Below are 20668 nucleotides of genomic sequence, written 5' to 3'. Positions count from 1 at the left end.
GTCAGGCCTTGGGGGCGTCCCAGCTGTCCTCGGCCTCGATGCCGTCGGGGACCCAGGTCCAGCGGATGCCGGAATACGTGAAGGAGATGTCCTCCAGGTGCCCGAAGGCCTTGGTCTCCGTCTGCAGGCAGTTGGGGAACCAGGTGCGCACCCCCACGATGATGGCGTTGGTGAGCTTGATGGTGTAGTACTTCTCCTCCTCGCCCGAGGGCTTGATGCGGAAGAACTCCAGCTCCACCTCCGTGAGCTGCTCGCCCGAGCACAGGGCCTGGAGGAGCTTGGGGGAGCTCTTGTCCGTCTCCTTGGTGATGGTGAGGGCGCCGTGGACCCGCTTGCCCGTGGGCAGGCCGGTCTGGGGGCTCTTGGGGATATCGATGCTGTGTTCCAGGCCCTGGACGAGGATCGTCCCCTCCCGCCCCTTCATGGTGCAGGAGCCCTGGATGGCACCCTGCTTGGTGCCCTTGAGCTTGAGGTGGATTGGCATGGGCATGGGGAGACCTCCGGAGGAGCTGGGCGCGGGCCCAGGAAAGGGGGACTACTTCTTGTCGAGCTTGCCGACCAGGGAGAGGCTGAAGGAGGCGCCCATGTACTTGAAGTGGGGCTGGACCTTGAGATCCACCCGGTACCACCCGGGATCCCCCTCCACGTCGGACACCGCGATCTCCGCCTTGCGCAGGGGCCGCCGGCTGCGCACGCCCGGGGAGGGGCTCTCCTGGTCGGCCACGTACTGCCGGATCCAGTTGTTGAGCTCGGTGTCCAGGTCCACCCGCTCCTTCCAGGTGCCGATGTTCTCCCGCTGGATGACCTTGATGTAGTGGGCCAGGCGGTTCACCACGAAGACGTAGGGCAGCTGGGTGCCCAGCTTGTAGTTGGTCTCGGCGCTGCGGGATTCCGGGCTGTTGCCGAAGGTCTTGGGCTTCTGCACCGAATTGGCGGAAAAGAAGGCCGCGTTGTCGCTGCCCTTGCGCATGGTGAGGCTGATGAAGCCCTCCTCGGCCAGCTCGTACTCCCGCCGCTCGGAAATGAGCACCTCCGTGGGGATCTTGGTCTGCAGCTCGCCCATGGCCTCGTACTGGTAGATCACCATGTCCCGCACCGCCCCGCCCCCCTGGGGCCCGATGATATTGGCGCACCAGCGGTACTTGGCGAAGCTGTCGGTGATGCGCGACGCGAAGGCGAAGGCGGCGTTGCCCCACAGGAACTGCCGGTCGCTTTCCGCCACGCTTTCGGTGTAGTTGAAGTTCTTGGTGGCCTTGGTGGTGGGGCCGTAGGGGATGCGCAGCAGGAAGTGGGGCAGGGTGAGGCCCACGTACCGGGCGTCCTCGCTTTCCCGGAAACTGCGCCACTTGGTGTACTGGGGCATCTCGAAGATGGAACTGAGGTCCTTGAGGTTGGGCAGCCCGGAATAGTCCTTGAGCCCGAAGAACTCCGGACCGGCTGCGCCCACGATGGGCGCGTGGGCCACGCAGGCCACGCTGGCCAGGCCCTGGAGCAGCTTGACGTCCTGGGGGCCGGGGCCGAATTCGTAGTTGCTGACGATGAGGCCGTAGGGCTGGCCGCCGAACTGGCCGTACTCCCGGGTGTAGACCGTCTTGTACAGGCCGCTCTTGGTGATATCGGTGGCGTCCTCGAAATCGTCCTGGAGATCCTGTTTGCTCACGTTGAGCAGCTCGACCTTGATGTTCTCCCGGAAATCGGTCTGGTCCACCAGGTAGCGCAGGGAGCGCCAGGCGGATTCCAGCTGCTGGAAGCCGTCGTGGTGGAGGATGGCGTCCATCTGGGCGCTGAGCCGGCAGTCGATGGTGGCGATCATGTCGTCGGCCAGGGCCTGGGTCACCCGGGCTTCGGCCCGCTCGGGCTTCACCAGTTCGTTGATGAAGGCCTGCAGGCCCGCCTTGGTCATGGCGTAGCCTTCGTCCGTGGGCCGGAGATTGGTGGCGTTGATGATGTCGTCCAGGATGGACGTCTCGGCGGGGGCCCCGGGGAGGGCGGCGCCTTTGGGGGAGGTTTCGGTGGCTTCGCTCATGGGTTCCTCCTAGTCGATGCCCATATCCCTGAGGATCCGGTCCCGGGAACCGGGGTCCTCGATGAGTTCCTGGATCCGCCGGCGGAATTCCGGCACATTGCCCAGGGGCCCCTTGAGGGCCTTGATGGCCTCCCGCAGCTCCATGAGCTTCTGCAGCTCGGGCACCTTCTGGATGATGGCGTCCGGTTCGAAATCCTTCAGGCTCCGGAACTCCAGGTTCAGGCTGAGCTGGCCGCCGGGGGTGCCGGACAGCTTGTCCGGCACCTGGGCCTCCAGGCGGAGCTTCTGGGCCTTGAGCACCTCGTCGAAGGTCTCCTTGTCCACGTTCACCGGGCTCCGGTCCTCCAGGGGCGTGCCGTCGGCGCGCTGGGTGAAATCCCCCATGACCAGGACCTTCAGGGGCAGTTCCACCTCCTCCTTGGCATCGCCGGTGGCCGGCCGGTAGACGATATTGACCCGCTCCTTGGGGGCAATGGTGGATTCTTGGCTCATGGAGGGACTCCTGGAGAGGGTGCGGCCCGGGGGCCGCACTAGGGTTGACCCATGGCCAGCCCGGGATCGAGCAGGGCCAGGTGTTCGAAGGCGGCGCGGGCCAGGACCTCGTCGGCGGGCTGGCCACCGGCCCTCAGGCCGGCCAGGATGATCTGCAGGGCTTCCAGGGCCAGGGAGGGGTCCCAGGAGGGCACCTGGAACCGCTCCAGGTCCCCCAGCAGATCCCGGGCCACGGCCGCGGCCACGCGGCCCTTCTGGCCGGCGGTCAGCAGGTCGCACAGGGCCGTCTTGCGCTGGAAGGTGACGCGGGCGGGCGCTCCGTCCCGGCAGCCCCGGGCCAGCAGGGCCGCGGCCGCGGGCAGGTCCCCGTCCGCCGCCAGCCGGCGGGCCTCCGGGAGGATCCCGTCCGGTTGGGCGCCGTCCTTGGCGTCCGGCCGGGTTAGCCGGGCCAGCCACTGGCGGGTGGCCTCGTCCGCGAAGGGGGTCCCGTCGGCGAAGGCCAGGGTCTCCAGGCCGGGCAGCAGGCGCAGGAGGAGCAGGGTCTCCCCTTCCACGGCCCGGGCCGCCCGGCCCCAGCCCAGCCCGTCCAGGCTCTCCGCCACCCAGCGGTTCAGGTCCAGCCAGAACAGGTGGTCCGGCAGCAGCGCCTCCGCCTTGGCCAGGGTGAGCCGGGCGTTGCCGGTGGCCCGGGCCGCGTCCAGGGCCCCGGTGGCCTGGGCCGTGGGCGGCGGGATGCGGGTCCGCCCCTCCCAGGCCTCGGGCGCGTGGCGGATGCCCAGCCACAGCGCGGTGCGGTGGAGGAGGTAGGGGACGGGGTCCCCCGGCGCCTCCTCCAGGTTCCGGGCCGCCACCCGGGCCAGCTGCTCCAGGCACCGGGCCCGCATCTGCTCCAGGTCCAGCGCCTCCGCGACGGGCGCCGCGGGGGCCGGCGGGGGCGCTTCCGGGGGCGCGGGGGCGGGCCCGGGCTCCCCCGCCTCCTCCACCCAGGCGCCGGCCTGCTGGATGAGGGCCCGCATCGCCGGGGCCTCGTCCATGTGGCCGGCCAGGAAGCCGTCGATGGCCCGCAGATCCCCCAGGAGGGCGTCCCGCTGGGGGCCGGGCCAGGCCACCGGGGGCCAGGCCGGGGCCGTCTGCTCCAGGCGGTCCAGGAGCCACCGCACCGCGTTGCGCCGGCCGCGCATGCGGGCCAGGGGGGGCGTGAGGGTTTCCCAGTGGGTCTCCAGGAGCTCCCGGTAGAGGCGCAGCCCCAGGGCCAGGCCCTCCTGGCGCCGGAGCTGGGCCAGGGCGGCGCAGTGGGCGCTGGCCACCTTCAGGTCCCAGCCCCGGGCCAGCAGGCCCGTGGCCAGCTGGAGCACCCGCTCCCAGTCGAGGCTGCCGGCCCCGGTCACGGAGCCCAGCTTGGCGATCTCGGCGTCCAGGGCCTCGAATTCGGGCAGGTCCGGCAGGTTCTCCCCCGCCGGCGGCTCCAGGACCGTGGGGGCCGAACCGGGTGCTGCGCGTCCTGCGGGTTCCATGGTGGATGCCTCCTCACTCCGCGGCTTCGGTTGCGACGATGACCCGGGGCACCGCCGTGGGGGCCCGGCGGAAATGCCGCAGGGCCGGGTCGCTGCCCTGGACCTTGTAGGCCACGCGGATCCACGTGATGCCCAGGGCCCGGAGCTTGTCCTCCACCTCGGGGAAATCCCGGGGCCCGTAGGCCCGGGAGCCGGTCTCCAGCTCCTCCAGGAAGTGGGCGAAGCCGCTGGGACCCGGCCAGGTGCGGGTCAGGGTGAGGCTGGGCAGGAGGATCTGGAGGCTGGCCTCGCCGCTGGTCTCGGGCTCCCAGTTGAAGATGGCCTTCTGGCTGAAATTGTAGTTCTCCAGGGAATCCCGCCCCTTTTCCGGCGTCTGCAGGGTGAGCTTGCTGCCGATGGGCGTGACCAGGGCGCCGGGGTTCACCTCCAGGGGCAGGGTCTCCAGGGTGATGGGGAAGCGCTGCTGGTAGGTCAGGTCCCCGTCCTCGGAGGCCTTCAGGAACCCGAAGAACCCCGCCGTGAAGGGCAGGGTGTGCTGCCCGAAGGCCCGCCGCGCGGCGTACCCGGTTTCGCTCTTCACCACGAACGGCTTGGCCGGCCCCTTCACGAAGGCCCACACCCGCCCTTCGGCGGGGCTGAAGAGCAGCCGGTGGAGCTGGCCCGGGTCCTTTTCCCGGGTGGCGCTGACCACGTTCTGCTCCCAGAGGTCCTGCAGCACGTTGGCGGTCTCGTCCAGGCAGTAGGCCATGGCGTGGTCCAGGGGCCCCCGCACCAGGTCCCACACGGTCCGGCTGGAACTGTCGCTGCCCAGGAGCACCTCCAGGGCCAGGATGCTGCCCTGGGCCTTGAGGAAGGGCGAAGCGCCCCCCGGGGCCTCGTCCCCCTCCCCGCCGCCAAAGCAGGCCAGCATCTGCCGGCGGGCGTTGGCCCGGGACAGCAGGTTCGGGGTGATCTCCTGGAGCCCGGCCACGTACTCCATCCAGGACTTGGAGGCCGCCAGGCTCAGATCCAGGGCCTTGGCCTTGGAGGCGTCCAGCCTGCCCTCCCAGGTGCGCAGCTGCTTCCGGCGCTCCAGGTCCAGCTTGTCCAGGGTGCTGGCGTTGGATTTCTCGGCCAGTTGCTGGTCGGCCAGCTCCCGGGCCCGGCTGAGCCGGCCCAGCAGGAGCGCCCAGGGCGCCGGGGTGCCGCCCTCGGGGCTCCCCACCTCCTGGGCCATGCGCTCCAGGAGCCTGAAGTAGGGGTTCTCCCGGGTGGTCATGAGGGTGGCCAGGCGCTGGCGCCCCAGGGGCGTGACGGCCCCCTGGGCCCCTTCCCGGAAGCGCCGGGCGAAGCCCAGCCAGGCGTTGTCGCAGGGCTGCTGGTAGCCCTCCCAGAAGGCCGCCACCTTGGCCGCCGCGCTCCGGTCGCCGGGCAGGGTGGCCTCCAGCAGGGTGGTGAAGGCCTTGAGGTGCTTGCGGCCCTCCCGGGTGTAGGCCCCCGGGATGGCGGCCCCGTCCTCCAGGGGCTGCTCGGCCTCCCCCCAGAATTCCGCAAGGGGCACCTCGGCCGCGTCGGGGATCCAGGAATCCAGCATCCAGCGCAGATCCACGTCGTCCCGGGCCAGGAGCCGCGCCAGCTCCCAGCGCAGATCCCCCAGCTTCTGCCGGCGGGCGGCGACGTTGTCGTTCCAGACGATATCGGCGAAGTAGTTGGGCCCGTAGCGCTCGGCCACCTCCGGCGCCAGGTCCGGGTGCAGGTGGAGCAGCAGATCCGTGGAGGCCCGGGTGAAGGCGCCGAGGATGGCGGGTTCCTGGTCCACCCGCAGGTTCCGGTTCTCCAGGGCCCCCTGGAGGAGGGCCACGCGGGTGACCAGGAAGCCGGCGTACGGCCCCGCGTAGGCGTCCTTGGACCGCCGGTCCAGGTCCGCCACGCGCCGGGCGGCCAGATCCGTGGGCTCCAGCAGGCCCTGGCGGAACACCTTGACCCAGGCGCCCTGGGCCACCCGCTCGGCCCGCAGGCTCTGGTCCAGGCCGAAGCGGGGGATCCACCAGTTGCGGTTGATGCGCTTCATGGTGCTGACGTCCATGCGCACCTGGTCCACCGCCAGCAGATCCTGGGCCACGTCCCCGGTGATGACGGGCAGGTTCCGCCAGTGGGCGGAAAAGGCGTTGAGGGCCGTGAGGTTCTGGGTGAAGGCCGCTCCCATGAGGCCCAGGGCCCCCAGCCACAGGAAGGACCAGGCCAGGAAGGCCAGGTTCCGCCGCACCCGGCTCCATTCCAGGAATTCCCGGATGGGCCGGTGGAGGTGCCTATCCCGGGGCAGGATGGTGGAGAAGAAGGCCTTCAGGAAGAACCCCTCCTGGGCGGCGGGGGCGGGGGCCTCCCGCAGGCCGTAGGCCTTCAGGAAGGCGGATTCCGGCTGGCCACCGGGCGCGGCGCTGGAGAAGTGGACGCCGCGCAGGAGCGGGGTCTCCAGGTAGGCCGTCTCCTGGAACAGGGAGCCCAGGAACAGGGCCAGCCCCGCCCGCAGCTTCGCGAATTCCGTGGGGAAGAGCAGCAGGCCGGGCCCCGCCTCCGGATCCTCCCGCACCAGGTCGAAGCGAAGCTCCGCCAGGCGCCGCCCCACGGTCTCCAGGGTGCGGTCCAGCACGCCCTCCCACCCGGGCTCCTTGGCTTCGTTGGTGTAGCCCATGGCCTGGGCGGCCCGGGGCCCCAGGGCCCGGGCGAAGGCGGTCATGCCCAGCACCTTGTCCATCTTGGTGACCAGGAGGTACACCGGGGCCTTGGTGCCCAGGCTGCGCATGACGTGGTCCAGGCGCCGCCGGATGTCCAGGGCGTCCTCCCGGAGCTTGGGGCCGTCGCAGGCCAGGAGCTGGTCCGCGGGCACCACCACCACCACGCCGTTGATGGGCTCGCGCCGGCGGTACCGGGCCAGCAGGGTGAGGAACCGCTTCCATTCCTCCCGGTCCAGGGTCTCGTCGATGGGGATGGTGTAGCGGCCGGCCGTGTCCAGCACGATGGCCTGCTCGAAGAACCACCAATCGCAGTTCCGGGTGGAGGCGATGGGGCCCCCCCGGCGGCGCTCCCCCAGGATGGAGCTGAGCCCCGACCGGGCGATGGCCGAGGTCTTGCCCGCGCCGGATTCGCCGATCACCAGGTACCAGGGCAGCACGTACAGCGGGTTGCCCCGCGTGCGCAGGAAGGAGTGGCGCAGCTGGCCGATGGCCTCCATCCACCGGTCCTGCAGGTCCTGGAGGGCCTGGCGCTCCTGGATGGGGGCGTTGCCGATGGCGGCCGTGTCCTCAGAAACCACCCGCTGCACGAAGCGCCGCTCCCGGCGCCGCCGGGCGTGGTGCGCCAGGGCCAGGGCCAGGGCCGCCAGGCCGAGGATGCCCAGGAAGATGCCCGTGCCCACCCACCAGGGCCAGAGCCGGGTGATGGACACCCAGAGGATCCCCAGGCCCAGGAGGGCCAGGGCCAGGAAGGCCAGGAGGAGCTTGAGGGCGGTTTTCATGGGAGCAGCGGCCGGACGAGTTTGTCGAGGAAGGTGCGGAAGCCCAGGAAGGCTACCAGGAACAGGGCCGGGGGAAGGGCCGCCAGGACCAGGTACCCCAGGTAGCGGTAGGGCAGGTGGCGGCGGCGGAGCTCGCCCGGCAGCGTCTGCCCCGAATCCGGGAACAGGTGCGGATCCGCGCCGGCCCCCAGGTCCCGGGGCAGCCGGCGCAGATGCTCCGCCCGGATCCGGCGCAGGGTGGCCTGGTCCCCCGGCGCGAAGAGGCGCCCCTGGAAGCCCAGCCCCAGGCAGTAGAGGAAAACCTCCCGCACCTGCCAGGCCTCGTCGGGAAGGGCTTCCAGCCGCTCGAAGAAGGCCTCCCCCGCCCGGGTCGTGTCGAAGAGCTGGCGCTGCAGCTGATCGAATCCCCAGGTGAAGCGCCCCTCCCAATGGGAGCAGAGGATCTGTTCGTCGGCCCAGGCGCACACCGCGAAGAGCGCCTCCCGCCAGGCCTCCTCCGGCAGGCCGTGGGCCGTGCGGAAGGCCTCCGCGCCGTCCAGGATCCGCCGGAACTGGGCCGCCGCCCCGGGCCCGTCCACGGGCTCCCCGTGGGCGCCGCCCACCAGGTAGCGGGTGTAGGCCATGACTTCCAGGAAGCCGTCGATGAGGCGCGCCGAGTCCGGCCCGGGGGCCGGTTCCTCCGTCCGGGGCTCCGGGTCGATGGGCAGGTCCACTTCCACCGGTGGGGCTTCCTCCAGGAGCAGGCTGGGGGTCTCCTCGCTCATTTGCGCAGCACCACGAGCTCGGCCGTGGCGTCCTCGGGGGCCTTGTCCCAGTAGAGGCAGAGGTTGTGGGACCGCTTCACCTCCTGCCACTGGGGATCGTGCTGGTCGATCCAGAAGTGCAGGGCGTCCGGGTGCCGGGGCATGCCCGGCGGCGGCACGGAGCGGCGCTCCATGGGCACGCCGGAAAGGGCGCGGGCCACCAGGGTGGGGATGCGCTCCCGGGTCCCCAGCTTGGCCAGGTGGGTGAGGCCTTCCGCCAGCTGCCCCTTGCCCGGGGTGCTGGTGCGGATGGTGAGGAACACCTCGCCGGTGCCGCCGGCCTCCTCCGCGGGCAGGGTGGCCAGGAAATTCGGCCCGTTGCGGATCATGTCGATGATGCACTGGGGGCCCACCTGCAGGGAGCTCAGCAGCTCCACGATGAGGGTCTGCAGTTCCAGGAAGCCCGGCTGGGGATCCTCGTGGGCGTAGTCCCGCACCAGGGAGCGCCCGTCGGGGAGCCTTCCCATGACGTTGATGCGGCCGGAGAAGGCGCTCAGTTCGCCCACGAACTGGCTCAGCAGGAGGTGCAGCTCCCAGGGGTGGATGCCCGGATGGGCCGCGAGGTGGTGCAGCTGCGGCACGTAGCGCCCCAGGACCCGCAGGGCCGCATGGTAGGAGGCGATGCTGGCCTGGCTCTCCCCCGCTTCCGGGGCGCCCTTGTAGGCCTCCAGGCTGCGGCTGGAGAACAGCGCCTGGTCGCGCAGTTCACGCAGCATCTGGACGAGGGCCGGGGCATCCCCCACCTGCACCGCCGGGGGACTGAAGGCCGAGGACAGGCGCAGGGCGCCCCGGCTGCTTTCGATCACCGCCACGGGCAGGAGTTCGTAGGCGCCGGCCTCGGGCAGCTCGTCCTCCCAGAAGATGCGCAGGGCGTGGGTGAGCAGGCGCAGGGAGGCGTCCGGGCCTTCCTGGTGCAGGTCCTTCACTTCCCGGGCGTCCACGGGGCAGAGGAAGCGCGTGGGGATCTCCCCGTCCCGGGCCCCGTCCTCCACCAGGGTGACGTTGGGCTTGTCCTCCCAGCGGTGCAGGCCCACGTAGGCCTTCAGGGGGCGGTCCGTGGCGGTCCAGGTGGCGCGGAAGGAGCGGGGGGGCAGGTGCGCGTGGTCCGGAAAGGCGACCAGGCTCCCGTCCCGGAAGAGGAACTCCCCTTCGGTGATCTCCAGCACCTGGTCGGCCAGGGAGGCCTCCCGGAACGCCAGGTTGCGCACCCCCCAGAAGAAGGGCTGGAGCCGCGCGAACCGGGGCAGCAGGCTGCCCCAGAAATACTGCTCCTGCTGCTGGAAATGGTGGGGCTGCAGGAAGAGGCCCTGGTGCCAGTAGAGGGGGGCGGCCGCGCGCATGGTCTACTCCTCCTTCAGAAGCTGAGCGTTCTGGATGGCGTCCCGGCCCAGCAGCAGCTCGATGCGGTGGGGACCCGGCTTGGAGCGCCGGACGGCCATGGGCAGCTCCAGGAGCCGCGTGGCGCCCCCCGGGGCCAGTTCGAAGTACCCCGCGGCCACCGCGAACCAGATGCCGCTCTGGGCCTGGTCCAGGGGCATCTGGAGGGTGTCGCCCGGCTGCAGGAAGACCCGGTCCACGCTGGCCACGCTCACATCGAAGCGCGTGGCCTTGAGCAGCGTCTGCACTCCCGCCGGATCCTTGGCCAGGGTGTTGAAGGCGTTGGTGGTGTTCAGCTGGTACACCACCAGCAGCAGGGCGTGGGGCAACCCGTCGAACTGGTTCAGGTCCCGGCTGGCCTTGAGGTTCAGCTGGATGCCGTGGGGCGCGTACGAGGGCCCCACCTGGGGTGCGGGCGCCGGCGCCTTCCTGCAGGCCAGGGGCCCGACCCCGACACTCCCTGCACCGATCAAAGCGAGTCCTACCCATATGAATCTCATGCACCACCACCCGCCGGGCCGGTGTACAACCGGCCAAAAGGAACGGACCCACGAGTTCAGATTTGATGGAAACGAGAAGGAGATTATGAACGAACGGCAAAAATGGATAATAAAAAACATCAGAATATTTCAAATTTAATTAATGATATTGCGGTTGGATGACTTAAGGTGATTCGGAAAAATACCATGATTTTTGGCTGTTTTTCCGAAACTGAACGATGCCATGCCATTGCGTACGGGATCGCCTGGGAATTTCCGGAGCGGGAATTTACTACGAATGTTTTATGTAAAAGTTAGATCCGATGGTTATGGGGTGGAGGTATTTCAGGTCCATGGAGAAGGTGCGCTAATCTCGAGAAAACTATAAATAATTCAATTTGGAAGGGTGGCAATACCAGCTTGCCTCGCCGGAGTTGGTGGGCCTCATCTCCTTCATCCCCGACATCGGCGTTCATCCCTGTTACGCAGGGCCAAGGCTTCGTTGAGTCGGCATATGAGGGTAATGCCTGCGCCGACACAAACCATCGCTGGCCCTGCGGAACAGGGATGAACGCCGATGTCTGGGATGAAGGAGATGGGGACCCGTGATCCTTGCTCCCCGCTCCCTCAGCGGGGTCCCGCGGCCTCTCCCTCCCGCAACCGGATCACCGCCTCCGCTTCCGTGTCCTGCACGGTCATCACCGAATGGAGGTTCGTCATGCGCAGGAGCCTGTATATCCGGGAATTGAGCCCGCTCAGGCAGAGCTGTCCCCGGGCCTTGCACACGCCGGTGAAGCCCGCCACCAGTTCCCCCAGGCCCGAGGAATCCATGGTGGTCACCCGGGAGAAATCGATGACGATCCGGAGCCTGCCCCGGTCCAGGGCGGCCTGCACCGCCTCGCTCAGGAGCTGCTCTCCCGAGCCCGCGGCGATCTTGCCCTCGGCGCGGATGACCTGGATATCGCTCTCTTCGTGCAGGGTGATCTTCATGGACGGACTCCTGGAACCGAAGCGGGTCAGGGGGATTCCGGTCTGGCTGGGGTTGGGGCAAGGATACCAGGAAGCGGGACCGTGCTATCCTGGCGTCGGAGTCTGGATGCCTTTCTCGAAAACGCCAAACACGGAGTCGGAGCTGGCCGCTTCCTAGCCGGAGCGGATTCAAGCCCTTCCATTCCCGGGGCCCTGGGCCCCCCGTTTGTCGCGTTTTCTGGAGATTCCCATGAATCCACATCCACCTTTTCCCTCCATGCCCTTCATGGAGGCAGTCGCTCCCCTGCTGCGCCTTTTCAAGGGCATGTCCCAGAAGGGGCCCGGAGGCGAGGCTTCCACCCTTCGCGCCCTCTCCCTGTGCCCCTTGCCGGCCCAGCCTTCCGTGGCGGACCTGGGGTGCGGCGCCGGCGCCTCCACCCTGGTCCTGGCGCGCACCCTCCGGGTGCCAATCCTGGCCCTGGACGCCGACGGCACCGCGCTGGACGATCTGTGGGCGGCGGCCCAGTCCCAGGGCCTGCTTCCCCTCGTGCACCCGCGCACCGGCGATCTGGGGGACCCCCCCATCCCGCCGGGGAGCCTCGATCTCCTGTGGTCCGAGGGGGCCATCGCCCACGTGGGATGGCGGAAGGGCCTGGCGGTCTGGAAGGACCTGCTCCGCCCGGGAGGCGTCATGGCCTTCACCGACGCCACCTGGTTCCGGGAGGATCCGCCCCCGGAGGCCCAGGCCTTCTGGAGACCCTGGTACCCCACCATGGGCACGGAGGCTTCCAACCTCCAACTCGCCCGGGAAGCGGGCCTGGAGGTGGTCGGCCATTTCCGCCTTCCCGCGCGGGACTGGTGGGCCTACTTCGACCAGGTGGCCATCCAGTGCGGGAAGCACCGCGGGGATGAAACCCTGGCGGAGGTCATCGCCCTCATGGAGGCGGAAGTGGACCTGTACAGGCGCCACGGGGACAGCTACGGCTACGTCTTCTACCTTTTGAGAAGGGCCTGAGCCCGCACCACGACGGCGCGCCTCAGGGGGCCTCCCCCGGGACCGGTTTCCCGGGGGGGGCCGTGGGCAGCTTGGATTCCGGCTCCCCCCCGGGGCCCACCCGCAGGACCAGGTCGTCGACCATGAACCGGGTGCGGCTTTCCCATCCGATGTGCGGCCTCAGGACCAGCTCCACCTCATGGCCCCGGTACGCCCCCAGGTCGAAGTCCAGCCTGGTCCATTCCGGGCTCCACCTCTCGCCGCTGGCCACCGTGAAAACCCGAGGCGTTCCCCCATGGGCCCCGCCCGGGGAAAGGTCATGGACTTCCAGGTTCAGGGCGTCGCGGGAATAGGAGGGGCCCTGGGGCGCCATGCACCACAGCTCCAGCGTGGCGAAGCCGCTTCCGGCGGGGAGGGTCACGCGCTGGGTGAGCATCCCGGACTGGTCCCCGAACACCGCGCAGCGGGTGCCGCTGTGGGCCGTGTACGTCTGCCCCGCCAGGTCGCGGATGACCCCCGGGCCCTCCAGGGGCGGCGGACTTTCCTGCCACTTGCCGGCCAGGGGATGGGTGGCCTCCAGGGCCGGATCCCCCAGGACCTGCTCCACCGCGTTGTCCAGGGTGAACGGCACCACGGGGCTGTCCAGGGTCTGGCCCCAGGCATTGGACGCGATGGCCTGGAAGCTGTGGGGTCCGTTGCGGAACAGGCGGGACGCGTCCAGGGTGAGGGTGTAGGGAGCGGCGTGGGCCCTGCCCACGGGGAGGCCGTCCACCTTGAACTGGACGGCGGTGACGCCCTCGTGGTCGGGGATGCCGGCGGTGAGCACCAGGCTGGGGCCCCGCACCTCGGCCCGGGTCCCGGTGAAGGACCCGTTGAAGTCGAAGCCGTCGCCGGCGGCCCTCGGGTCTCCGACGTTGATGGCGCCGAAGGCCTTGCGCACGGCCAGGTGGGGCACGCTGCCGGTGCCGAAGAGCCGGATGGCGCTCCGCAGCATCGCCCGCCGCGCATCCAGGTAGCCCCCCGTGGGGCCCACCTCGTGGAAGGCGCTGAACCAGAGCGCTGCGGTCCGGTCATTGCCGAGGCCCTCCATGCCCTCCGGCAGGCGCCGGCTGTGGAGGGGGCTGGCCGGGTCGGCGGAGGCCCCCTGGCGCAGGAACTGGAGGGCCCGGATCATGGGGCCCGACGTGAAATGGGGGTCCTTGCCCAGGAAATCCGGTCCCCATTCGTCGTAGCCGTCGCCGCTCAGGGAGGGCTTGCACAGGTCGCGGACCAGCTCCCTGCCGAAGCCTCCGGAAACATCGCGCTTTTCGTGGGCGTAGACCAGGGGCGTCCCCTCGTCGCCGATGGTGCGTTCCTGGAGCGAGCGCATGCCTCCCCCGGAGCGGGCCCAGGCGACCATCATCTGCGCGAAGAAATCCGACGTGGCCTCGTTGAGGGCCCCCGCTTCGGTGTTCCCGTACCGGAACACGGGCCGGGTGCCGGTCACCCCGTGGGTCACTTCGTGGCCGAGGGTGAACAGGTCCACGAAGGGCCAAAGCCGGAGGGACCGCCCCACGACCACCGTCCGCGCTTCCGGCTCCCACGCCGCATTGTCCGTGTACTTCGCGCCGTCCAGCTCCACGGTGATGCCATGGCCCGTGCCGTCGATGCCGCGCAGATGGTGCACCGTGTGGAAATAGTCCCAGGCCACCTGCAGGCCGTAGGCCGCGTCGGCCGCGGTGGTCAGCTTCGTGGGCGAACCCGGAGGGGTATCTGCCGATTCCAGGAGGGAATCCCCCCAGACATTGCTGGCGTTGGTGAGGGCCGCCGGGGGCCCTCCCGAAAGCACCACCCGGTTCCACCCCCGGACGGGATCGGCCATTTCGAAGCCGCCATCCTCCCGGGTGGTGGTGATGAGGGGCACCGTGCCGCTGTACAGGGTATGCCCCGTGCCCGGCGCGGGCCGGGAGGGATGGGCCCGGGGGATCCGCTGGAGCAGGGCCCCCGTGTGCGCGTCGGCGATGACGTCCCAGGCCTCCGGATTCCGGGACCCGCCCCGGATGCGGTAGGCCAGGCGGTACCCGGCCACATGGCTCGGCCGGTCCACGGCGTTGAGGTCCGCCTCCTTTCCGGGCGGGGCCATGTGCAGGATCTCGAACTCCGGCAGGAGGATGAGCTCCCCTTTCCCGGCCGGGGCGGCCGCCCCCAGCCGCTGCCGCAGGAGCCCCAGGATCGCGTGGAGCGGCCGGCACCCGTCCAGGTCGGTGGGCATGGGGGGGGCGTACAGGACCCCGCCGCTGCCCCGGGCCAGGGCCAGGGAAGGGATGGCCGGCAGGTTGCGGGTCCCCTCCCGGAGCGTCACCGTGAAGGAATCCCACACCCGCAGGCCCAGGTACAGGTGCTGCCAGCTGGTGCGGGTGAGGCCGCGTTCGTCGGTTTCCTCCAGCACCGGAATCCAGCGGTGCCCGGGCCCCAGGTCCGGCAGCCCCAGGGCCGGGTCCGGCCGCGGCGCCGCCAGCCCGGCCCGGAACCCTCCCTTGCCGGTCGCCCCGGGCCCGGCAAGGGGACCGGCCTTGGGGTGGCGGTGCCCCTGGCCGTGCCGGGGACCCTGGGCGGCAGGGCCCTGCTGGAGCCGGTCCGTGGCCCCGGCGGGAACCGCCCCCAGGGCCAGTCCCAGGACCAGGGCCCCCCGGGCCGCGGAATGCCCGGGCCGCCGCTGGAGAACATTGAAAATCATAGGCGTCGGCCTCCCCGATGGGCTCAGGGTACTGAGTGATAAATTTTTAATATAGGTTCCCCGGCCTGCCTTCCGGGGGCCGGAGTGCGGAGCCAATCGTCCCGCTCAGCCGTTCGGATGGAGGCGTTTCGAGAGGGCGGTCGGTGCCTCCATGGTCAGCTGGTAGCCCAGGTAGGCCTGGGTCTGGTGGACGCCCGAGACGGTCCGCCCGACGCTGAACAGCAGGTGGTGCTTGTCGCTGAGGTTCACGATCCCGCCGGCGTTGAAGCCGCTGGAGGCCGGATCCAGGTCCCCGGGAGCGGTGTTCCGGAAGACCTCGGCCCCGAGGGTGAGGCTCCCCGATACCTCCCGCTGGAGGAGCCACCCGGCGTAGCTCCAGTTCCGCTGCCCGGCGCCGGGGTTCCGCCACCAGCCATAGCCGCCGTAGGTCGTCCAGGGTCCCCAGCTTTTCTGGACCCAGACCGGGAGATAGACCTGGGTATGGCCGGCGCCCAGCCCCGACTCCGCCCTGCCCGTCGGGACCTCGACCATGGGGAAGACGCCGATTTGCGGAAGCACGTCCGTTTCGTGAAGGAAACGGAACTTGACGCCGATCTCGGTGTCCCCCAGTCCTGCGCGCCCCGGCATCCCCTCCGGATGATCGTAGGCGGCCGGAAGGACCACGTGGAACTGGGTGTCCGGGAGGATCCCGTAGTTGAACTCCAGGGCCGGACCCACCCCGGCCCGGTCCCCGCCGCGCCATTGGCCCGCCCCGAAGACATAGAGTTCCAGGTGCCCCCGTTCGACGGGTTCCGGGTCGTCCGTCCTGAACGGAGGGCCCGCGATCGCCGGCAGGGTGGAGGTTCCCGCCACCCCCAGAAGGCCGATGAGCCCGAGCGCCTTGAACACCGTCATGCCTTCCCCCGATCCGGGCCGTGATGGAAATAGGGTGGCCCCCGCCGCTCCCGCGTGACAGTCCGGATTCTTTCCGCGCCGCGGGCGGGGCGCCGTCTACTCGCCCGCTCCAAGGCCTGCTCGGTCCATGGCTTCCTTGAAGGCCTCGAACACGTCCACCGCCTCCTGCCCCGTCAAGTCCACGCCGAGGGTCTGCTCGGGGTAGTTCTCGCCCACCTTCCTGCCGATGCGGAGGAGCACGTGGTCAGGCATGCTCGAAACCTCGAAATACCGCATCACCTCCCCGGGATCCTTGTCCCAGTCCAGGGCTGGAAAAAGTTGACCGATGTGCATCAATGTTCCCATGGGGACCTCCATCGCTCGGTTTCAGGATACGTCCCCTGGGGCCAACCGGAGCCGGACGGGGGCCATCCGTGCCCACTCCTTCATTCCTTCACCAACTCCACCCGCCGGTTCTTGGCGCGGCCTTCCTCGGTGTCGTTGCTGGCCACGGGCGCCAGGGGGCCCACGCCGTGGCCCCTGAGGCGCGCCGGAGCGATGCCGTACTGGCCCACCAGCGCCTTCACCACGGCCTCGCCGCGGGCCTGGGAGAGCCTCATGTTGGCGTCCAGGACTCCGGTCATGTCCGTGTGCCCGACCACCTTCAGCTTAAGGGCGGGATCCTGCCCGAGCAGCTTGGCGATCTCCTCCAGCGCGGCCCTGGATTCGGCCTTCACGTCGCTCTTGTTGGTATCGAAGTAGATGCCGTAGAGGGCCACGTGCCCGGTGGACTTCAGATCGCCCTTCATGGCGGCGGCGTCGGCCACGACCTCCTGGGCCATCGCGCCCTTCTCGATGATGGTGAGCTGGTAGCCGCGGCCCCAGGCGGTATCCACTTCGACCCAGGTCTCCAGGCCGCCCTTGGCGACCTTCAGGGTGGTGTAGCGGTTGTCCTCGAAAAGGACGGTGCCGCCCACCTTCTGGAGCGCCGCTTGGTGGTTCCGGATGATGGCGATGGGCGTGGGCGCCGCGGGCCCGTCGGCCATCTTGTAGCGGATCTGGTAGTACTTCCCCTCCACCGGCGTGGTGGCGCCCCGGCCCTTGCCCGTCCGGAATTCATAGCGCTGGAAGGGGTTGGTCGCGTAGACCACGATGCCCATGTTCTGCATGCGGGTGAGCAGCGGATGGTCCTTGGAGCCGGGCACATCGGGCTTGGCGAAGGCGGGAGCGAAGGCCAGGAGGGCGGCGGGAAGAAGGATATGCCGTTTCACGGAAACTCCTTTCAACAGGGGGAGGGCGCCATGCTCTCGATCGGTGGGATGTGGCCCCCATTCAAGCCCCGGACGGACCCGAAATCAAGCCGAATCCCAATCTGCACATGGCAAACGGGTCCTGCCCCTGGTACCGTTCCTCCTATGCCCGGAAGGATCCTGATCGTGGAGGACGAGCGCGCCATCGCGGACACGCTCATTTATGCCTTGCGCACCGAAGGGTTCGAACCGGTCTGGTGCGACCTGGGGGGGAAGGGCATCGAGGCCGTCCGGGCCTCGGAGCCCGCCCTGGTGATCCTCGACGTGGGGCTCCCGGATCTCTCCGGGTTCGAGGTCTGCCGTTCTCTCCGCACCTTTTCCGAAGTGCCCATCCTCTTCCTCACCGCCCGGGGGGATGAGGTGGACCGCATCGTAGGGCTGGAGATCGGGGCCGACGACTACGTCACCAAGCCGTTCAGTCCCCGGGAGGTGGCGGCCCGGGTGCGCACGATCCTTCGGCGCACGCGCCCGGTCTCCACGCCGAAGGGGTTCCAGGTGGAAGGGGCGGCACGGCGCATTGCCTACGGAGGCCGTCTCCTGGACCTCACCCGCTTCGAGCACGACCTTCTGCGCACCCTGCTGGCCCATCCCGGGCGCATTTTCACCCGGGTGGAGCTGATGGAATCGGTGTGGGCGGGTTCCGAGGACAGCCAGGACCGCACGGTGGACACCCACATCAAGACCCTTCGCGCCAAGATCCGGGCCGTGGCCCCGGAGGCGGACCCCATCCAGACCCACCGGGGGGTGGGGTACAGCGTGGACCCGGCATGAAGCTCGGCATCCGCCTCCTCCTGGGTGTATTCCTGATCGTGGGGCTCGCGGCGTACTTCGTGCTGTCCACCTTCTCGAAGGAGGTGAAGCCCGGGGTCCGCCAGGGCATGGAAGTGGCCCTGGTGGATACGGCGAATCTGCTGGCGGAATTGGCCGCGGAGGACCTTGCCCGGAACACCCTCCAGGAGGGCCGGCTGGCGGAAGCCTTCGCCCGCTACAGGGCCCGGGACGTGAAGGCCTCCATCTGGGGGATGGTGAAGGAACAGACGGATCTGCGGCTCTATGTCACCGACGGCCAAGGCATCGTGCGCTATGACAGCGAAGGGGAAGCGGTGGGAAGGGACTACTCCCGCTGGAACGACGTGATGATGACCCTTCGCGGCCAGTATGGCGTGCGGGCTTCCCGCCTGGATTCCGGCGATGCGCGCTCGTCCTCCATGTATGTGGCCGCCCCCGTGAAATGGGAAGGCCGGCTCATCGGGGTGCTCACGGTCATCGCCCCCACGGCCAGCGTCCAGCCCTTCGCGAGACGAAGCGAGCACCATATCCGGAATGCCGGTGCCGTGCTGGTCGGGACGTCGCTCTTGATCGGGCTGCTCCTGACGTGGTGGCTGACCCGGGATGTGGCCAAACTGCGGACCTATGCCCGCAGCGTGGGCACGGATGGACGCACCCCGCTGCCCGCCCTGGGGGCCCCCGAATTGCGGGAACTGGGAGCGGCCCTGGAGGCCATGCGGGCTCGGCTCGATGGGCGGGAGTACGTGGAACGCTACGTCCAGAACCTCACCCATGAAATGAAGAGCCCGCTGTCAGCCATCCGCGGGGCGGCGGAGTTGCTCCGGGAACCCTTGCCGGACGAGGACCGGGAACGCTTCACGGTCAACATCCTCGAGCAGGAGCAGCGCATGCGGGATCTGGTGGACCGGATGCTGTCCATCGCCGACCTCCAGAACCGCCAGGCCTTGAAGAACCCCGGCCCCCTGGATTTCAGGGCCCTGGTGGTGAAGGTCCTGGCCACCCGCGAACCCCAGGCGGCACAGCGCGGCGTGACCTGCGTCCTGGAAGGGGAAGCGGGTGGCCCCGTGACCGGCGAAGCCTTCCTGCTGGAACAGGCCGTGGGCAATCTCCTGGACAATGCCCTCTCCTTCGCCCCCACAGGGACCGCCGTTCAGGTCGCGCTGAGGCCCGAAGGCAGGGCCCTGCACGTGAGCGTGCGGGACCGGGGCCCCGGCCTGCCCGACTTCGCCCGGGAGAAGGTCTTCACCCCGTTCTTCTCCCTTCCCCGTCCCGACGGGAAATCCAAAGGGACCGGTCTCGGACTCTGTATCGTGAGGGAAATCGTGCTCCTCCACGGAGGCCAGGTCACCCTGGACAATCACCCCGAAGGCGGGGCGGTGGCCCGGCTTCACCTGCCCCTTTGACCCACCTCCGCTTCACGGGGCCTCACCGTCCCTTCACAGGGACGCCTCAACCTCCAGGCATCAACCCTGGAGGTGACCGTGCGAATCCCGTTTCCGTTGAAGCCCCTTGCCGTTCTCGGCCTTGGCCTGCTCATGCTCATTCCGCTGACGATGACCCAAGGGCTCGTGGAAGGCCGCAACCAGCGCCAGGTGGAAACGGAGGCCCAGGTGGCGCGCCTCACGGCGGCCCCCCAGACCCTCATGGGCCCTTTCCTGGTGATTCCCTACACATCGGAAGTGAAGCGGACCAAGAAGAACGAGAAAACGGGTGAATGGCAGGACGTGTGGGAGGAGATCCAGCAGGAACGCTGCCTCGTGCCCCGTGAGCTGGAAATGGAAGGCCGCGTGCAGATCGATGCCCGCCGGCGGGGCCTCTACAAGACCCAGGTCTACCGGGTGACGGGCCCCCTCAAGGGTTGCTTTTCCCTGGAGGGTCAGGCCGGAATGCCCGCGGGGCGGAACCTCCGCTATGGCGTGCCCTACCTGGCCATGGGGATCACCGATCCCAGGGGCATCCTGAACCGCATGACGCTGCAAATGGAGGGCCGCACCTACCCCTTCCTGCCCGGGACCCGACGGACCCTTCCCGCCACGGGCATCCATGCGCTTCTGCCGGACCTCGATCTGGCGCATGGGAGCGCCTTCACGTTTGAAATGAACCTCGAGCTGATGGGTACGCGCAGTCTCCAACTCGCACCCGTGGCCGAGGAGACCCGCGTGAGCCTGAAGGGGGCCTGGCCCGCTCCGAGTTTCGAGGGCGGGTTCGCACCGGTGGAACGAGCCTGGTCGAAGGACGGTTTCTCGGCCCAGTGGAGGATTCCCAGCCTGAGCCGGGATCTGGACACCCTCCTCCGGGGCGGGGCGGATGCCAAGGCCCAGCATTTCGGTGTGGCCTTCATCGACCCCGTGAACATCTACCTCCAATCCGAACGGGCCGTGAAATACGGTTTCCTGTTCGTGATGCTGACCTTCGGAGCCTTCCTGCTGCGCGAAGCCCTGCGGGCCCTGCCCATCCACCCGGTGCAGTACCTCCTGGTGGGCGCCGCCCTGGCCATCTTCTTCCTGCTCCTGCTCAGCCTCTCGGAGCACCTGGGTTTCCCGTGGGCCTACGCGGTCGCCACGGCCAGCAATCTGGCCCTGCTGGGAACCTACCTGACGGGAGCCCTGCGGAGCCGAAGCGAGGGTCTGCTGTTCACCGGGGGACTCGCCCTTCTCTACGCCGTCCTATACGGCCTTCTCGCGTCGGAGGACAATGCCCTGCTGCTGGGCTCCGTGCTGCTCTTCGCCCTCCTCGGGGGACTGATGCTGGGCACCCGCCGCAGGGATTGGCGGCGCTCCCCGGAGCCCGCGGGTTCCCCGCTCGTGCCGAAGGACCGGGGCTGAGGCGGGCC

17 protein-coding genes are annotated in these 20668 nt (G+C 69.3%); 4 read left to right on the top strand and 13 right to left on the bottom strand.

Annotated elements, in window-relative coordinates:
• Position 1: 1 nt before the first annotated feature.
• From R2J76_RS14735 to R2J76_RS14695, 9 genes are all read right to left on the bottom strand, one after another.
• The gene (locus R2J76_RS14735; RefSeq protein WP_316412395.1) at positions 2-490 is read right to left on the bottom strand and encodes an Hcp family type VI secretion system effector; all 489 of its coding nucleotides are present in this window, start codon (positions 488-490) and stop codon (positions 2-4) included.
• A gap of 45 nt (positions 491-535) precedes the next feature.
• The gene (gene tssC, locus R2J76_RS14730) at positions 536-2026 is read right to left on the bottom strand and encodes a type VI secretion system contractile sheath large subunit (protein ID WP_316412394.1); all 1491 of its coding nucleotides are present in this window, start codon (positions 2024-2026) and stop codon (positions 536-538) included.
• A 9-nt stretch (positions 2027-2035) separates the two neighbouring features.
• Complete coding sequence (gene tssB, locus R2J76_RS14725) at positions 2036-2518, bottom strand: type VI secretion system contractile sheath small subunit (protein ID WP_316412393.1); 483 nt, start codon at positions 2516-2518, stop codon at positions 2036-2038.
• 38 nt (positions 2519-2556) lie between these two features.
• Entirely contained in the window at positions 2557-4032 is a 1476-nt protein-coding gene (gene tssA / locus R2J76_RS14720) for a type VI secretion system protein TssA (protein WP_316412392.1), read from the bottom strand.
• A 13-nt stretch (positions 4033-4045) separates the two neighbouring features.
• Positions 4046-7525: a type VI secretion protein IcmF/TssM N-terminal domain-containing protein gene (locus tag R2J76_RS14715; RefSeq protein WP_316412391.1), complete on the bottom strand. Its 3480-nt coding sequence runs from the start codon at positions 7523-7525 to the stop codon at positions 4046-4048.
• Positions 7522-8289, bottom strand: coding sequence for a DotU family type IV/VI secretion system protein (locus R2J76_RS14710; RefSeq protein WP_316412390.1), 768 nt, complete (start codon positions 8287-8289; stop codon positions 7522-7524). Before R2J76_RS14710 ends, R2J76_RS14715 begins: the two co-directional genes overlap by 4 nt.
• Positions 8286-9668: a type VI secretion system baseplate subunit TssK gene (gene tssK / locus R2J76_RS14705; protein ID WP_316412389.1), complete on the bottom strand. Its 1383-nt coding sequence runs from the start codon at positions 9666-9668 to the stop codon at positions 8286-8288. The genes R2J76_RS14710 and tssK overlap by 4 nt, the downstream gene beginning before the upstream one ends.
• A gap of 3 nt (positions 9669-9671) precedes the next feature.
• Complete coding sequence (locus R2J76_RS14700) at positions 9672-10178, bottom strand: type VI secretion lipoprotein TssJ (RefSeq protein ID WP_316412388.1); 507 nt, start codon at positions 10176-10178, stop codon at positions 9672-9674.
• Between the two features lie 633 nt (positions 10179-10811).
• Complete coding sequence (locus R2J76_RS14695; protein ID WP_316412387.1) at positions 10812-11174, bottom strand: STAS domain-containing protein; 363 nt, start codon at positions 11172-11174, stop codon at positions 10812-10814.
• 229 nt (positions 11175-11403) lie between these two features.
• Between R2J76_RS14695 and R2J76_RS14690 the strand changes: the two genes are divergently transcribed.
• Complete coding sequence (locus R2J76_RS14690) at positions 11404-12168, top strand: SAM-dependent methyltransferase (protein WP_316412386.1); 765 nt, start codon at positions 11404-11406, stop codon at positions 12166-12168.
• A 22-nt stretch (positions 12169-12190) separates the two neighbouring features.
• Here R2J76_RS14690 and R2J76_RS14685 read toward each other — a convergent pair whose 3' ends face one another.
• The 4 genes from R2J76_RS14685 to R2J76_RS14670 all read right to left on the bottom strand — a co-directional run bounded on the left by R2J76_RS14685 (position 12191) and on the right by R2J76_RS14670 (position 17007).
• Complete coding sequence (locus R2J76_RS14685) at positions 12191-14863, bottom strand: M4 family metallopeptidase (protein WP_316412385.1); 2673 nt, start codon at positions 14861-14863, stop codon at positions 12191-12193.
• A gap of 105 nt (positions 14864-14968) precedes the next feature.
• On the bottom strand, positions 14969-15757 hold the full coding sequence (locus R2J76_RS14680; protein ID WP_316412384.1) for a hypothetical protein: 789 nt from the start codon (positions 15755-15757) through the stop codon (positions 14969-14971).
• A 96-nt stretch (positions 15758-15853) separates the two neighbouring features.
• Positions 15854-16102 (bottom strand): hypothetical protein, encoded by a 249-nt coding sequence (locus tag R2J76_RS14675; protein ID WP_316412383.1) that lies wholly within the window; start codon positions 16100-16102, stop codon positions 15854-15856.
• An 80-nt stretch (positions 16103-16182) separates the two neighbouring features.
• On the bottom strand, positions 16183-17007 hold the full coding sequence (locus R2J76_RS14670; RefSeq protein WP_316412382.1) for an OmpA family protein: 825 nt from the start codon (positions 17005-17007) through the stop codon (positions 16183-16185).
• A 144-nt stretch (positions 17008-17151) separates the two neighbouring features.
• Here R2J76_RS14670 and creB point away from each other — a divergent pair, with 144 nt between their 5' ends.
• The 3 genes from creB to creD all read left to right on the top strand — a co-directional run bounded on the left by creB (position 17152) and on the right by creD (position 20660).
• Positions 17152-17817 carry a two-component system response regulator CreB gene (gene creB, locus R2J76_RS14665; protein ID WP_316412381.1) on the top strand — a complete coding sequence of 222 codons (666 nt, stop codon included), beginning with the start codon at positions 17152-17154 and terminating at the stop codon, positions 17815-17817.
• Positions 17814-19238 (top strand): two-component system sensor histidine kinase CreC, encoded by a 1425-nt coding sequence (gene creC / locus R2J76_RS14660; RefSeq protein WP_316412380.1) that lies wholly within the window; start codon positions 17814-17816, stop codon positions 19236-19238. Before creB ends, creC begins: the two co-directional genes overlap by 4 nt.
• A gap of 78 nt (positions 19239-19316) precedes the next feature.
• Positions 19317-20660 carry a cell envelope integrity protein CreD gene (creD, locus tag R2J76_RS14655; RefSeq protein ID WP_316412379.1) on the top strand — a complete coding sequence of 448 codons (1344 nt, stop codon included), beginning with the start codon at positions 19317-19319 and terminating at the stop codon, positions 20658-20660.
• Positions 20661-20668: the final 8 nt, after the last annotated feature.

This window comes from Mesoterricola silvestris, assembly GCF_030295405.1.
GTDB lineage: Bacteria > Acidobacteriota > Holophagae > Holophagales > Holophagaceae > Mesoterricola > Mesoterricola silvestris.
This window is presented reverse-complemented; position numbering and strand designations above follow the sequence as displayed.